The organism is Streptomyces sp. NPDC051976 (assembly GCF_040680795.1).
Lineage (GTDB): Bacteria > Actinomycetota > Actinomycetes > Streptomycetales > Streptomycetaceae > Actinacidiphila.
On the sequence record NZ_JBFAXL010000047.1, the window covers coordinates 1 to 14,546 of the forward strand.

General features: G+C 71.4%; 13 protein-coding genes and 1 pseudogene. 6 read left to right on the forward strand and 8 right to left on the reverse strand.

Annotated features, from left to right (window positions below):
* Positions 1-223: 223 nt before the first annotated feature.
* The 4 genes from AB0M29_RS33515 to AB0M29_RS33530 are packed head-to-tail and all read right to left on the reverse strand — an operon-like array spanning position 224 to position 4,143.
* Complete coding sequence (locus AB0M29_RS33515) at positions 224-1,126, reverse strand: sugar phosphate isomerase/epimerase (RefSeq protein ID WP_365389703.1); 903 nt, start codon at positions 1,124-1,126, stop codon at positions 224-226.
* Between the two features lies 1 nt (position 1,127).
* Positions 1,128-2,042: an ATP-binding cassette domain-containing protein gene (locus AB0M29_RS33520; RefSeq protein WP_365389706.1), complete on the reverse strand. Its 915-nt coding sequence runs from the start codon at positions 2,040-2,042 to the stop codon at positions 1,128-1,130.
* Between the two features lie 5 nt (positions 2,043-2,047).
* A complete protein-coding gene (locus AB0M29_RS33525; protein ID WP_365389843.1) occupies positions 2,048-3,124 on the reverse strand; it encodes an ABC transporter permease in 1,077 nt (358 codons plus the stop codon).
* Entirely contained in the window at positions 3,124-4,143 is a 1,020-nt protein-coding gene (locus tag AB0M29_RS33530; protein WP_365389708.1) for a substrate-binding domain-containing protein, read from the reverse strand. The genes AB0M29_RS33525 and AB0M29_RS33530 overlap by 1 nt, the downstream gene beginning before the upstream one ends.
* A 293-nt stretch (positions 4,144-4,436) precedes the next feature.
* Here AB0M29_RS33530 and iolC point away from each other — a divergent pair, with 293 nt between their 5' ends.
* From iolC to AB0M29_RS33560, 6 genes and pseudogenes are all read left to right on the forward strand, one after another.
* Positions 4,437-5,405, forward strand: coding sequence for a 5-dehydro-2-deoxygluconokinase (iolC, locus tag AB0M29_RS33535; protein WP_365389709.1), 969 nt, complete (start codon positions 4,437-4,439; stop codon positions 5,403-5,405).
* Between the two features lie 27 nt (positions 5,406-5,432).
* Positions 5,433-6,311, forward strand: a complete 879-nt coding sequence (locus AB0M29_RS33540; protein ID WP_365389710.1) for a deoxyribose-phosphate aldolase — start codon at positions 5,433-5,435, stop codon at positions 6,309-6,311.
* A 14-nt stretch (positions 6,312-6,325) separates the two neighbouring features.
* Positions 6,326-7,225, forward strand: a complete 900-nt coding sequence (gene iolB / locus AB0M29_RS33545; RefSeq protein ID WP_365389712.1) for a 5-deoxy-glucuronate isomerase — start codon at positions 6,326-6,328, stop codon at positions 7,223-7,225.
* Positions 7,222-9,099: a 3D-(3,5/4)-trihydroxycyclohexane-1,2-dione acylhydrolase (decyclizing) gene (gene iolD / locus AB0M29_RS33550; protein WP_365389715.1), complete on the forward strand. Its 1,878-nt coding sequence runs from the start codon at positions 7,222-7,224 to the stop codon at positions 9,097-9,099. The genes iolB and iolD overlap by 4 nt, the downstream gene beginning before the upstream one ends.
* Before the next feature lie 29 nt (positions 9,100-9,128).
* Positions 9,129-10,622, forward strand: a pseudogene (locus AB0M29_RS33555) (CoA-acylating methylmalonate-semialdehyde dehydrogenase).
* 63 nt (positions 10,623-10,685) lie between these two features.
* Positions 10,686-11,471: a GntR family transcriptional regulator gene (locus AB0M29_RS33560; protein ID WP_365389717.1), complete on the forward strand. Its 786-nt coding sequence runs from the start codon at positions 10,686-10,688 to the stop codon at positions 11,469-11,471.
* Positions 11,472-11,527: 56 nt separating this feature from the next.
* On the opposite strand, the gene AB0M29_RS33565 is transcribed toward AB0M29_RS33560, so the two are convergent.
* The 4 genes from AB0M29_RS33565 to AB0M29_RS33580 all read right to left on the reverse strand — a co-directional run bounded on the left by AB0M29_RS33565 (position 11,528) and on the right by AB0M29_RS33580 (position 14,439).
* Positions 11,528-11,845, reverse strand: coding sequence for a hypothetical protein (locus AB0M29_RS33565; protein ID WP_365389719.1), 318 nt, complete (start codon positions 11,843-11,845; stop codon positions 11,528-11,530).
* Positions 11,846-11,913: 68 nt separating this feature from the next.
* Positions 11,914-12,603, reverse strand: coding sequence for a DJ-1/PfpI family protein (locus tag AB0M29_RS33570; RefSeq protein WP_365389721.1), 690 nt, complete (start codon positions 12,601-12,603; stop codon positions 11,914-11,916).
* A 128-nt stretch (positions 12,604-12,731) separates the two neighbouring features.
* A complete protein-coding gene (locus AB0M29_RS33575; RefSeq protein ID WP_365389723.1) occupies positions 12,732-12,926 on the reverse strand; it encodes a hypothetical protein in 195 nt (64 codons plus the stop codon).
* 151 nt (positions 12,927-13,077) lie between these two features.
* Entirely contained in the window at positions 13,078-14,439 is a 1,362-nt protein-coding gene (locus AB0M29_RS33580) for an MFS transporter (protein ID WP_365389724.1), read from the reverse strand.
* Positions 14,440-14,546 lie beyond the last annotated feature (107 nt).

Below are 14,546 nucleotides of genomic sequence, written 5' to 3' on the forward strand. Positions count from 1 at the left end.
CCACCGCCCCGTGACCGTCCTGGAGATCCGGCTGGGCTGCGCGGTCGGTTCCCGGCGCGCGGCCCCCGCCCCGGGCGGGGGCCGCGCCTTTTGGTGGCCGCGCCCTTTGGTGTGCGCGCCCGTGTACCGGTCCCGGGAAACGCGACCGGCACCACACGACCCGGCGACCGCGGGGGCGGTGGCCGGGTCCGTGTGGTGCCGCGAAGGCCGTTCCTTCGGGGGGTCAGGCGCCGCAGGACCTCAGGAACCTGCGGGTGCGTACCGCGATGGGCAGCGGCTTGTCCGGGTCGCACGGGTACATGTCCTGCTCGACGATCGCGAACAGGTCCACACCGAGCCGCTGGGCCGCGGCCAGTACCGGCTCCAACTCCGGGACGCCGGAGGGCGGTTCGCACATGACACCGCGCTGGACGGCCGGGCCGAACGGCACCTCGTCGCGGACGACCTCCGCGAGGATCGCCGGGTCGACCTGCTTGAGGTGCAGATAGCCGATGCGTTCGCCGTAGGTCTCGATCAGCTTGACGCTGTCGCCGCCGCAGTAGGCGTAGTGCCCGGTGTCCAGGCAGAGGTTGACCAGGGTGGAGTCGGTCGAGTCGAGGAAGCGCTCGACGTGCTCCTCGGTGTCGAGGTGGGTGTCGGCGTGCGGATGCACCACGATGTCGAGGCCGTAGCGCTCCTTGACCTCGTGCCCGAGGCGTTCCATGCCCATGGTCAGATCGATCCACTGACCACCCGTCAGCTCCGGTGGCTCCAGGATCTCGGCGGTCTTGTCGTCGCGCCAGAAGGAGGGGATGACGACGAGGTGCTTCGCGCCCATCGCCTGGGTGAGCGCGGCGACCTGGCTGACGTGCTCCCAGGTGGCGTCCCAGACGGCGGGGCCGCGGTGCAGGCCGGTGAAGACCGTGCCCGCCGAGACCTTCAGGCTCCGTTTGGCGATCTCGTCGGTGAGCCGGGCCGGGTCGGTCGGCAGATAGCCGTACGGGCCCAGTTCGATCCACGGGTAGCCGGCCTCGGCGACCTCGTCGAGGAAGCGTTCCCACGGCACCTGCCGGGGGTCGTCGGGAAACCACACGCCCCAGGAGTCGGGGGCCGAGCCGACGCGGATGCGGTCCAGCGCAGGGGTCATGTCAGGAGTTGCCTTCCTTGGCGGCCGCCACGGGCGCGGCGAGGTCTCCCTCTTCCGGGAGCTCCTCGACGTCGACCCCGCGAACCTGCGCCAACTCGTGCCGGAGCGCGGCGAGTTCGGTGCCGCCGGCCATGTGGTTGGTGAGCTCTTCGAGGGTGATCCCCCGGCGTTCCGCGGACAGTTCGAGGGTGCCCAGGCGCAGCACGCTGAAGTGGTCGCCGACCATGAACGCGTGGTGGGGGTTGTGGGTGATGAAGATGACGCCGAGGCCGCGCTCACGGGCGGCGGCGATGTACTTCAGCACCACACCGGACTGCTTGACGCCGAGCGCGGCGGTCGGCTCGTCCAGGATCAGCACCCGGGCACCGAAGTGGACGGCGCGGGCGATGGCCACACACTGGCGCTGGCCGCCGGACAGGGTGCCGATGGGCTGGTCCAGGTCGTCGAGGACGATGCCCATGTGGCGCAGTTCCTCGTCGGCGGTCCGCTTCATCCGCGCGATGTCGAGGCGCCGCAGCGGCCGACGGCCGCGGGTCAGCTCGGATCCGAGGAAGAAGTTGCGCCACACCGGCATGAGCGGGACGGTCGCGAGGTCCTGGTAGACGGTGGCGATGCCCTTGTCGAGCGCCTCGCGCGGGGTGGAGAAGCGCACCGGGTCGCCGTCGACGAGGAACTCGCCCTCGCTGTGCTGGTGCAGCCCGGAGATGATCTTGATCAGGGTCGACTTGCCCGCGCCGTTGTCGCCCAGCACACAGGTGACCTGGCCGGCGCGGACGGCGAGGTCCACACCGCGCAGGGCCCGGATGTTGCCGTACGACTTGCCGGCGCCGCGCAGTTCCACGAGCGGGCGGTCCTCGGCCCCGGGGGCGGCGTCCTGGCGGACATCGCCGTCGGTACGGGTTTCCTTGGTTGTCATGGGGGTCACCTCCGGGTCGCCGTGCGCTGGACCCACAGATTGATCAGGACGGCGCCGAGCAGCATCACACCGAGGAACGCCTTGAACCAGTCGGGGTTCCAGCCGGCGTACACGATGCCCTGCTGCACCATGCCGAACATGAACGCGCCGAAGACCGGCCCGATCGCCGAACCGTAACCGCCGGTCAGCAGACAGCCGCCGATCACCGCCGCGGAGATGTAGATCAGCTCCTGGCCGACGCCCTCGCCCGACTGCACGGTGTTGAACGAGAACAGCTGGTGCATGCCGACGAACCAGGCGCCGAAGCCGACCAGCATGAACAGCGAGATCTTGGTGAGGTTCACCGGCACGCCCACCGCCCGCGCCGACTCCTTGTTGCCGCCGACGGCGAAGATCCAGTTGCCATAGCGGGTGCGCAGCAGCACCCAGGTGGCCAGGGCCGCGAAGACCAGCCAGTACACGATGGTGATCTTCACCTGGACGCCGCCGACGTCGAAGGACGAGGCGAAGACCTTCTTCGCCTGGCCGAAGCCGTCCATGTTGCTGACGTCGTCGGTGGCCACGTTGCCGGTGACCAGCTTGGTCACCGCGAGGTTCACGCCCTGCAGGATGAGGAACGTGCCCAGGGTGACCAGGAAGCTCGGCAGCCCGGTCCGCACCACCATCCAGCCGTTGAACGCGCCGATCGCCAGTGACACCAGCAGCGCGGCGATCACACCGACCCACACGTTCATGGTGAGTTGGTAGCTGATCATGCTCGCGGTCAGCGCCGAGGAGATGACCGCGACGCCGGATGACAGGTCGAACTCGCCGCCGATCATCAGCAGGGCCACAGGCAGTGCCATGATCCCGATGGTCGACGACTGGTACAGGATGTTGGCCATGGACCCCGCGTCGCGCACCGGCGGCGCGGAGACCAGGAAGAACACGTACACCGCGACGGCGCCCAGGAACACACCCACGTCGGGCCGGGCCAGCACCCTGAGCACCAGGGGGCGCTGGGCGGTTCGGCCGTCGCTCTCCTTGGGGCCGGGGGCCGGCGGTGAGCTCACCGCCGGCTCGGCGTGCTGCGTCATACCGATCACCGGGTGCCCTTCGCGGCGAACTGCGCGACGACGTCGACATTGCTCCTGTCGACGAAGGCCGGGCCGGTCAGCACGGGCTGCTCGCCGCCGCCGCTGTAGTTGCCGTTGTTCTTGTAGAGCCACAGCGAGTCGATCGCCAAGTAGCCCTGGAGGTACGGCTGCTGGTCGACGGCGAACTCGATGCTGCCCTTGCTGATGGCACCCGTCAGGTCCTTGTTGAGGTCGAAGGTGGCGATCTTCGCCTTGCTGCCGGCGTCGGACACCGAGTCCACGGCGATCAGCGCGATCGGGGCGCCGAGGGTGACGACATGGTCGATGGCGCCGTCCTGCTTGAGCTTGGCGGTGATCGTCGACTTGACCGACGGGGCGTCGGCGCCGTTGACGTACAAGGTCTCCGTGGTGCCGCTGAACGTCTTCTTCACGCCGTCGCAGCGCTGGGTGAGGCCGATGTTGCCCTGCTCCTGGATGACGCAGACGACCTTCTTGGCGCCTTCGGTGTTCAGCCGGTTGCCGAGGGCCTCGCCGGCCACGGTCTCGTCCTGCCCGAAGAACTCCATGAGGCCGAGGCGCTTCCAGTCGCTCAGACCTGAGTTGAGGCCGACGACGGGTATGCCGACGCCCTTCGCCGCGCTCACCACGGACTTGAGGGCGTCCGGCTTGGCCAGGGTGACGGCGATGCCGTCGACCTTCTGGTCGATCGCGTTCTGCACCAGGTTGGCCTGGTTGCCCGCGTTCGGGTCGGCGGAGTAGACCAGCTTGACGTTGTCCTTCGCCGCGGCGGCCTCGGCGCCCTTGCGGACGATGTCCCAGAAGGTGTCGCCGGGCGCCTGGTGGGTCACCAGCGCCACGGTCATACGGGCGGTGGTGGCCTTGCCCGCGGAGGCGTTGTTCGTGCTCTCCTCCGACTTCTTCCCGCCGGAGCTGCTGGAGCAGCCGGCGAGGGTCAGGGCTGCCGCCGCGGCCACGGCCACGAGCGGGGTGATTCTGCGGGAGCGGGGGTGAGCGGAGCGGTCCATCTTTCCTGCACCTCACTGTGTGCTACAGGGGAAAGGGGGCAAGATCGCGAGGATCCCGGGGTCCGGGACGGGTGGAACTCCCGGATCTTGCGCGGCGAAACACGGCGTTTACGCTGGGACGGAATCCAATCCCGGGGTGCAGCCTCTGTCAATACTTTGTCATGACATATTTTCACCAGCAGGTCCGAATGTCATGACATACTCTTGACAGCGTCTCCCCCCACGGCCTAGACATGGGAGGAGGGAGGCCCTCTGGGACCCGCACACCCCCCGTAGCTCGAGGAGCGTCGCGCATGGCCGAGTCAGACCCGTCCTTCGACCTGATCACGATGGGCCGTATCGGGGTCGATCTCTATCCGCTGCAGTCGGGAGTGTCCCTGGCGCAGGTGGAGACCTTCAGGAAGTTCCTCGGCGGCTCCGCCACCAACGTGGCGGTCGCGGCCGCCCGGCTGGGCCGCACCACGGCGGTGATCACCCGCACCGGGGACGACCCCTTCGGCGCCTATCTGCACCAGGCGCTCAAGGAGTTCGGCGTGGACGACCGCTGGGTCACGCCCGTCGCGGGCCTTCCGACCCCCGTCACGTTCTGCGAGATCTTCCCGCCGGACGACTTCCCGCTGTACTTCTACCGGCAGCCCAAGGCCCCCGACCTGGAGATCCGGGCCGAGGAACTGGACCTCGCCGCGATCCGCGCGGCCCGCGTCTTCTGGGTCACCGGCACCGGCCTGAGCGAGGAGCCCAGCCGCTCCGCCACCCTCGCCGCCCTGCGGGCACGCGACAAGGCGGGCGCCACGGTCTTCGACCTCGACTGGCGCCCCATGTTCTGGAATGACCCGCGGGAGGCCCGCACTTACTACGCCGAGGCGCTGCGGCACACCACCATCGCGGTCGGCAACCTCGACGAGTGCGAGGTCGCCACCGGCGTCCGCGAGCCGCGCGCCTGCGCGCAGGCCCTGCTGGACGCGGGGGTGGAACTGGCAGTCGTCAAACAGGGCCCCAAGGGCGTACTCGCCGTGCACCGCGACGGCACCACCGCCGAAGTGCCGCCGGTACCCGTCGAGGTGCTCAACGGCCTCGGCGCGGGCGACGCGTTCGGCGGCTCGCTGTGCCACGGACTGCTGTCCGGCTGGGAGTTGACGAAGACCATGCTTCACGCCAACGCGGCCGGCGCCCTGGTCGCCTCCCGCCTCGCCTGCTCCTCCGCCATGCCGACCGGGACCGAGGTCGAGGACCTCCTCGCACGCGGCTCCGTACGCGGCTGACCGCGCCCCACCCGAACGGAGGTTCTCTTGAACACCAGCATCCCCGACCTGGTCACGGTCAGAGCCCGGAATCCGGAGGCCGTCGCCGAGGCGGCCGCCCGCCGGGCGCGCCGCCCGCTGCTGGGCGACAGCGGCCGGCTGATGATCGTGGCCGCCGACCACCCGGCACGCGGCGCTCTCGGCGTCGGCGACCGCCGGCTGGCCATGGCCAACCGGGCCGACCTGTTGGAACGACTGTGCATCGCGCTGTCCCGGCCCGGCGTCGACGGGGTGCTCGGCACCGCCGACATCCTGGAGGACCTGCTGCTGCTCGGAGTGCTGGACGACAAGGTCGTGATGGGCTCGATGAACCGCGGCGGCCTGGCCGGCGCCGCCTTCGAGATGGACGACCGGTTCACCGGCCACCGCGCGCAGGACATGGCCAGGCTCCGCTTCGACGCGGGCAAGCTGCTGCTGCGCATCGACTACGGCGACCCCGGCTCGCTGACCACCCTGGAGTCCACGGCCCGGGCCATCGACGACATGGCGGCGCACCAACTCCCCGTGTTCGTCGAGCCGTTCATCTCCCGCCGGATCGACGGCACGGTCCGCAACGACCTGTCCGCCGAGGCCGTCATCCGCTCGATCGCCGTCGCCTCGGGCCTGGGCGGCACCTCCGCCTACACCTGGCTGAAACTCCCCGTCACCGAGGACCCCAACGACATGGCCGAGGTGCTGGAGACCTCCACGCTGCCGGCCGTCCTCCTCGGCGGCGAGGTCGGCGACGACCAGGAGGGTACGTACGAACGCTGGCGCAAAGCACTGCGCCTGCCCACCGTCCACGGCATGGTCGTCGGCCGCTCCCTGCTCTACCCCACCGAGGGCAGTGTGGAGACGGCCGTGGACACGGCCGTGGGTCTGCTGTGAGCCGGGAGCCCGCGATGACCAGTGCGTACCACCTTCCCGCGGGCCATGCCTCCGGCGGTCCCTACCTCGTGGACGTCACCCCCGGGTCCGCGGGCTGGGACTACTCCAGCCTGCGGGTGCTGGAGCTGCCGCCCGGCGGCAGGCACAGCTTCGACACCGGTGACAGCGAGTGGATCGTGCTGCCGCTACGCGGCGCCTGCACCGTCACCTCCGCCGACCGCCACGGCCATGTCACCTTCCCGCTGCTGGGCCGCGACGACGTGTTCCGCGCCGTGAGCGACTTCGCCTATGTGCCGCGGGACGCCCGTACGACGGTGGTGTCGGCCGGCGGCGGACGCTTCGCCCTCGCCGGTGCGCGCTGCGACCGGCGGCTGCCCGCACGCTACGGCCCGGCCTCGTCGGTGCCGGTGGAACTGCGGGGCACCGGCGGCAGCTCCCGCCAGGTCAACAACTTCGGTGCGGCCGGGGTCTTCGCCTGCGACCGGCTGATCGCCGTCGAAGTGATCACGCCCGGCGGCAACTGGTCGTCCTTCCCGCCGCACAAGCACGACGAGCACCGCCCGGGCGAGGAGTCCGTGCTGGAGGAGATCTACTACTTCGAATTCGCCGACCACGAGGGCACGCCAGGGTTGGGCTACCAGCGGGTGTCACCCTCGGGACATGGCCGAAACACCGATGTCCTGGCCGAGGTACGCGGCGGTGACGTGGTACTCATTCCGGACGGGTGGCACGGCCCGTCGATGGCGGTGCCCGGCCACCACATGTACTACCTCAACGTCATGGCGGGACCCGAGGCCGAACGCGCCTGGCTGATCCGCGACCACCCCGACCACGCCTGGGTCCGCGGCACCTGGCCCGAGCAGCCCGTCGACCCCCGTCTCCCCCTCTACACGGCACCGGAGAAGTCCTCATGAGCACCCTCACCCGCCGTCTGACCGTCGCCCAGGCCCTGGTGCGCTTCCTGTCGGTCCAATACACCGAGCGCGACGGCGTACGGCACCGGCTGATCGCGGGCACCTGGGGCATCTTCGGCCACGGCAACGTGGCGGGCGTCGGCCAGGCGCTGCTGGAGGCCGGGCCCGAGGCGATGCCGTACCACCAGGGCCGCAACGAGCAGGCCATGGTGCACGCGGCGGTCGGCTACGCCCGCCAGCTCGACCGGCTCTCCACGATGGCCGTGACGACGTCCATCGGCCCCGGCGCCACCAACCTCGTCACCGGCGCCGCCCTCGCCACCGTCAACCGCCTGCCCGTACTGCTGCTGCCCGGCGACTACTTCGCCACCCGCGTCGCCGACCCGCTGCTCCAGCAGCTGGAGCACCCGGTCGAGGCCGATGTCTCCGTCAACGACACGCTGCGCCCGGTGTCCCGGTACTTCGACCGCGTCTCGCGCCCCGAGGCCCTGGTCCCCTCCGCGCTGCACGCCATGCGCGTCCTCGCCGACCCCGCCGAGACCGGCGCGGTGACACTCGCCCTCCCTCAGGACGTACAGGCCGAGGCGTACGACTGGCCGGAGGCGTTCTTCGCCGAGCGCGTGTGGCACGTACGCCGTCCCGCGCCCGACCCGGAGGAGCTGGCGGAGGCCGCGCGCGCGGTACGGGCCGCGCGGCGCCCGCTGATCGTCGCGGGCGGCGGAGTGCACCACAGCCGCGCCGAGGAGGCGCTGAAGGCACTGGTGGACGCCACCGGCATCCCGGTCGCCTCCACCCAGGCGGGCAAGGGATCGCTCCGCCACGACCACCCCGCCGACCTGGGCGGCATCGGCCACACCGGCACGGCGGTCGCCGACGACATCGCCCGCGCCGCCGACCTCGTCATCGGCGTCGGCACCCGGTACACCGACTTCACCACGGCCTCCGGCACCCTCTTCCAGAACCCGGACGTCCGGTTCGTCAACCTCAACATCGCCGCGTTCGACGCCCACAAGCTGGCCGCGCGCACCCTGGTCTGCGACGCCCGTACGGGTCTGGAGGCGCTCGCCGCGGCGCTGGAGGGCCACCGCGTGGACTCCGCCCACACCGCCGACTACCGCTCCGGCAAGGAGCGCTGGGAGCAGGTGGTGGAGGACGCCTACCGCGCCGACGACGAGAACGCCGTACCGACCCAGACCCAGCTGCTCGGCGCCCTCGACGCGGTCGTCGGCGACGACGACGTGGTGATCAACGCGGCCGGTTCGCTCCCCGGCGACCTGCACAAACTGTGGCGGGCCCGCTCACCGCGCCAGTACCACCTGGAGTACGGCTACTCCTGTATGGGCTACGAGATCCCGGCCGCCATCGGGGTGCAGCAGGCCGCCCCCGGCACACCCGTGTGGTCACTGGTCGGCGACGGCACCTACCTGATGATGCCGACCGAGATCGTCACCGCCGTACAGGAGGGCCTGCCCGTCAACCTGGTCCTGATCCAGAACCACGGCTACGCCTCCATCGGCGGCCTGTCGGAGGCGGTCGGCGGCGAGCGCTTCGGCACCGCCTACCGCTACCGCGCCGCCGACAGCACCTTCACCGGTGACCCGCTCCCGGTGGACCTCGCCGCCAACGCCGCCAGCCTCGGCATGGACGTCCTGCGGCCCAAGACCGTCGGCGAACTGCGCGAGGCGCTGCGCACCGCCCGCGCCTCCGACCGGCCGACGTGCGTCTACGTCGAGACCGACACCGCCACCGGTTCCGCTCCCCCGGCCGAGGCCTGGTGGGACGTACCCGTGGCGCAGACCGCCGCGCGCGAGTCCGCCGTACGGGCCCGCGAGGAGTACGACCGCCAGGTCACCGACCGCCGCCGCCACCTGTGAACTCCCCTCCCCCGAAAGGCTTCCGCACCATGAAGACCATCACCCACTGGATAGGCGGCAGGCCCGTCGAGGGCACGTCCGGCCGCTTCGGCCCCGTGTACGACCCGGCGACCGGCAGGCAGGAGAAGCAGGTCGCCTTCGCGACCGCGGACGAGGTGGACACCGCCGTGGCCGCCGCCAAGGACGCGTTCACGCACTGGGGCGACACCTCGCTCGCCCGGCGCGGCGCGATCCTCTTCAAGTACCGCGAACTGCTGGACGCCCACCGCGACGAGATCGCGGAGCTGATCACCGCCGAGCACGGCAAGGTGCACTCCGACGCGCTCGGTGAGGTCGCGCGGGGCATGGAGATCGTCGAGCTGGCCTGCGGGATCAGCGCGCAGCTCAAGGGCGAGCTGTCCACGCAGGTGTCGACCCGGGTCGACGTCGCCTCGATCCGGCAGCCGCTGGGCGTCGTCGCCGGCATCACGCCCTTCAACTTCCCCGCCATGGTGCCGATGTGGATGTTCCCGCTGGCCATCGCGTGCGGCAACACCTTCGTGCTCAAGCCCAGCGAGAAGGACCCCTCGGCGTCCCTGCTGCTGGCCCGGCTGGCGTCCGAGGCGGGCCTGCCCGACGGCGTGCTGAACGTCGTACAGGGCGACAAGGTGGCCGTGGACCGCCTGCTGGAGCACCCGGACGTCGAGGCGGTCTCCTTCGTCGGGTCCACCCCGATCGCCCGGCACATCCAGCTCAAGGCGGTCGAGCACGGCAAGCGCGTCCAGGCCCTCGGCGGTGCCAAGAACCACATGCTGGTACTGCCCGACGCCGACCTCGACTTCGCCGCCGACCAGGCGGTCAACGCGGCGTACGGCTCGGCGGGCGAGCGCTGCATGGCGGTGTCCGTGGTCGTCGCGGTCGGCGACACCGGCGACGCGCTGGTCGGCAGGATCGCCGAACGCGCCAAGGGCGTACGCATCGGCCCCGGGACCGACCCCGGCTCCGAGATGGGTCCGCTGATCACCCGCGAGCACCGCGACAAGGTCGCCTCGTACGTGGCGGGCGCCGCCACGCAGGGCGCCGAGGTCGTGGTCGACGGCACCGGCTACACGGTCGAGGGCCACGAGGACGGCTTCTTCCTCGGCGTGTCGCTCCTCGACAAGGTGCCGCTGACCTCGGACGCCTACCGCGACGAGATCTTCGGCCCCGTCCTGGCGGTGGTGCGCACACGGACGTACGACGAGGCCCTCACGCTCATCAACGCCTCCCGCTGGGGCAACGGCACCGCGATCTTCACCCGGGACGGCGGCGCCGCCCGCCGCTTCCAGCTGGAGGTCAAGGCGGGCATGGTGGGCGTGAACGTGCCGATCCCGGTGCCCGTCGGCTACCACTCCTTCGGTGGCTGGAAGGACTCCCTCTTCGGCGACCTGCACCTCTACGGCAACGACGGTGTCGCCTTCTAGACGCAGGGGAAGGTGATCACCACCCGCTGGCCGGACCCGGCCGACGCCGGCATCAACCTCGGGTTCCCCAGCCACTCCTGAGCCGCTCCCGAGCTATTCGCGAGCGCTCCTGACACCAGCGACGATCCGGAAGGGGGTGCCCCCGTGGCGCCGACCGGTGACTACTCTCGTCCTGTGACCGTCTCCGCACTCAAGTCCCTCGACTTCGCCCTGGACCGCAACAGTCCGGTGCCGCTGTACTACCAGCTCGCACAGCAGCTGGAGGCGGCGATCGAGCAGGGAAAGCTCGCCCCGGGGAACCTCCTGGGCAACGAGATCGATCTGTCGGTGCGTCTCGGGCTGTCCCGGCCCACGGTCCGCCAGGCCATCCAGTCGCTCGTCGACAAGGGGCTCCTCGTCCGGCGCCGCGGGGTCGGCACCCAGGTGGTGCACAGCCAGGTCAAGCGCCCGCTGGAGCTCAGCAGCCTCTACGACGACCTGGAGGAGGCGGGACAGGGCCCGACCACGGAGGTCCTGCGCAACGAGCGCGTGCCCGCGACGCCCGACGTCGCGGCCGCGCTCGGCCTCGCGGAGGGCAGCGAGGTCACGGTCCTGGAACGGCTCCGCTCCACGCACGGCCAGCCCATGGCGGCGCTGTGCAACTACCTGCCCGCGGACCTGCTCGAACTCGACACCGACCGGCTCCGGTCGACCGGCCTGTACCGGATGATGCGCACCGCGGGCATCACGCTGCACAGCGCCCGCCAGACCGTCGGCGCCCGTATCGCCACCGCCAAGGAGGCCGCCCTCCTCGACGAGAAGAAGGGCGCGGCGCTGCTCACCATGCAGCGCACCGCCTACGACGACACCGGACGCCCCGTCGAATACGGGACGCACATCTACCGCGCGTCCCGGTACGCGTTCGACTTCCAGCTCCTGGTGAGGCCGTGACCCGCAACTTCCGCGCGCCCGCGACCGCCGTGGCCGGGTGTGGGGGGGCCGTCGGGTCACGACCGGCGGTCCGGGGCGGTCTGCCGCTCGCCGGTGACCTTCGAGGACGGAAGGCGGCCCGCCTTCGAGGACCCCTTGAAGGTGTCTGCGTCGACCGTCACGTCGAAGGCCAGGTTCAGCCGCATCGGCTTGGTGACGGACTGCTTCCAGGTGAGCCGGTCACCGTCGAGGGTGACGTCGCTCAGCGGTACCTCCTCGCCGGCCCCGCGGGCGGTCCCGGTCAGGACGCCGTCACGCCGGCGGAGTACGACCACGGCCTTCATCTTGCCGATCGGGGTGGACATGGTGAGGTTCCAGGTGCCTTCAACGGACATGCTGATGTGCTTCCTGACTGTGCGAGTGGTGGGTGTGTGCGAGCGGCGGCCGTGTGCGGGCCGGGTGTTCAGAGGGTGGCGGGCGCCGGGCCCGCCGCGCGCCAGACGGTGCCGCGCCGCTCGTGGGCGAACAACTCCTCGACCGCGTGGGCGATCCGGGGGCCCACCTCGCGCTCCAGCAGGTAGAGCCCGAGGTCGAGCCCCGAGGTGACACCGGCGCCGGTGACGAGGTCGCCGTCGTCCACCACCCGGGCGCGCACGGCGTGGGCGCCGGTGGCGTCGAGCATGTCGACGCCCAGGTGGTGGGTGGTGGCGTGGCGGCCTTCCAGCAGACCGGCCATGGCCAGCACGAGGGAGCCGCCGCAGACGGTGGCGACCGTGATGTCCGGGGCGTCCATCGCCTGCTTCAGCAGCGCGGGCAGCTCGGTGTTCAGCGTGCGGCCGAGGAGCACCGGGATGAACTCGTCCTGCTTCCACTCACCGGCGCCCACCTCCTCGTCCGGCACCTCGCCGGGCTCGCCGACACGACCGGAGGCACCGGGCACCAGGACCATGTCCGCCCGCTCCAGGTCGAGGTCGGCGGTGGCGCGCAGCACCAGTCCCCCGGTGCCGCTGACCACCTCGCGGGGTCCCTCGGCGGAGACCAGCTCCACGCTCACCGCGCCCTCCGACGCCATACCGCCGGCGTACAGCACCTCGTACGGGGCGATGACGTCGAGCGGGTCGAAGCCGTCGAACAGGACGATCTGCACGTTCATGGGCGGTCCCTCCGGGTCGATCTCGTCAGATGCTGCCGAGTCAACCCGCCGTTCCGGTGACCGCCCAGTGGCGCCAGTGACAGGTCCCCACGGGAAAGTGCCACCCCCGCAAGGCCCGCCTCATGCCCTCAACGAAGTGCCGCCGCTCCGTCCGGGGAGGTCTCCGGCGCCGCGGGCGGCGCCGCGGGCGCGATGTCCACGTGGAAGTTGTCCGGGCTGACCGGGGTCGGTGACTGCGCCGCGGCGGCCGGAGCCAGGTATCCGGCCACCGCGAGTACCGCGGTCGCGGCCAGTCCCGTAAGGGCGTGTCGCGTCGTCGTCATGGGTTCCCCTCCCTGATGTCAGTTGCCGGGGACATGGCCCCGGCCCGGCATCGCCATCCTCACCGGGGATCTTCACCGGACGCCCGCGCCACGACACAGTGGCCGATAACGCGGAGAGGAATGGCCGGTACCGGACAGCCGGGCGTACGGCTCATCCCGCGCTCCTCGGCCGCGCGGGCACGCAGGACCAGGCGAGGGCCGCGGCCGTCAGATAGGCGGCGGCGCCGATGGCCATGCTGGTGCGCAGCCCTGTGCCGTAGTCGGTGGCGGAGGCGAGGAGGCTGCCGCCGAGGGCGACGCCGGCGGCGCTGCCGATCTGGCGGGTGGTGTTGAACAGCGCGGAGGCGGCGCCCGAGTACGCCGGGGGCGCGGCGCCCATCACCGTGGCCGTGGAGCCGGTGAGGGCGAAGGAGGTGCCGAATCCGGCGGCCATCATCGGGACCACCAGCAGCGCGTACGCGGGGTCGGTTCCGACCGCGGCCCAGGTGGCGAGGCCCAGCGCTGCCAGCAGCATGCCGGACACCACCAGCGGACGGTCGCCGGTGCGGCGGGACAGCCGCCCCGACAGGACGGAGGCGAACATCGTCATCGCCACGGCGGGGAACAGGGCGATGCCGGTGCGCAGCGCGCTGAAGCCGCGCTGGTGCTGGAAGTCCAGGCTGGCGGTGAACACCATGCCGTAGAAGCCGAAGTTGAACAGCAGGCCGATGACCGCTCCGCCGCCCATCGCGCGGGAGCGCAGCATTGTCGGCGGCAGGACGGGAGAGCGGGCCAGCCGCTCGCGTACGGCGAACGCCGCGGCGGCCAGCACCGCGAGAGCCAGCCCGGCGAGTACGGCGGGATCGGACCAGCCGCGCCGTCCGGCCTCGTTGAGCGCCGCGGTCAGCAGGGCGACCGCCGCCACGACCGCGCACTGCGCGGGCACGTCCAGGGCGCGGTCGGCGCGGCGGGGCGAGCGCGCCACGTGACGCAGTGTCAGCAGCAGACAGGCCGCGCCGACGGGCAGGTTGATCAGGAACACCCAGCGCCAGCCGAGCGTGGAGACCAGCAGTCCGCCCAGCAGCGGACCCGCGGAGGCCGCGATGCCCGCCATCGATCCCCACAGGCCGAAGGCCCGCGCCCGGGCGGCGGGCGCCGGGTACGCCTGCTGGAGCAGGGCGAGGGAGCCGGGCACGATCAGCGCCGCGCCCAGCCCTTCCACCAGCCGGGCGGCGACCAGGAAGGGCGCGTCGGGGGCGAGCGCGCATCCGGCGGAGGACACCGTGAACACCGCCACGCCCCAGCAGAACACCCGGCGGTTGCCCAGCCGGTCCCCCAGCGCGCCACCGGTCAGCAGGAAACCGGCGAATACCAGCGTGTACCCGTCGGTGATCCACTGGATGCCGGTCAGGGAGGCCGACAGCTCCCGGCCGATCACCGGCACGGCCACATTGATGATGGTCACGTCCAGGATGACCATGAAGTACCCGGCGCAGACCGCCAGCAGGGGTGCCCGGGACTCCGCGACCGCCACGGCCCCCACTCCCTCCCTCGGCGACTCCCTCGGCGACGACACGACACCGATCGCCACCATAAGGGGCATATCGCCCACCGGGGGTCATCACCGCGCCTGACCCGGCG

Coding starts and splice junctions, on each gene's coding strand:
- AB0M29_RS33515 (WP_365389703.1), bottom strand. CDS start 1,126: ATGACCCCTGCGCTGGACCGCATCCGCGTCGGCTCGGCCCCCGACTCC.
- AB0M29_RS33520 (WP_365389706.1), bottom strand. CDS start 2,042: ATGACAACCAAGGAAACCCGTACCGACGGCGATGTCCGCCAGGACGCC.
- AB0M29_RS33530 (WP_365389708.1), bottom strand. CDS start 4,143: ATGGACCGCTCCGCTCACCCCCGCTCCCGCAGAATCACCCCGCTCGTG.
- iolC (WP_365389709.1), top strand. CDS start 4,437: ATGGCCGAGTCAGACCCGTCCTTCGACCTGATCACGATGGGCCGTATC.
- iolB (WP_365389712.1), top strand. CDS start 6,326: ATGACCAGTGCGTACCACCTTCCCGCGGGCCATGCCTCCGGCGGTCCC.
- iolD (WP_365389715.1), top strand. CDS start 7,222: ATGAGCACCCTCACCCGCCGTCTGACCGTCGCCCAGGCCCTGGTGCGC.
- AB0M29_RS33565 (WP_365389719.1), bottom strand. CDS start 11,845: ATGTCCGTTGAAGGCACCTGGAACCTCACCATGTCCACCCCGATCGGC.
- AB0M29_RS33570 (WP_365389721.1), bottom strand. CDS start 12,603: ATGAACGTGCAGATCGTCCTGTTCGACGGCTTCGACCCGCTCGACGTC.
- AB0M29_RS33575 (WP_365389723.1), bottom strand. CDS start 12,926: ATGACGACGACGCGACACGCCCTTACGGGACTGGCCGCGACCGCGGTA.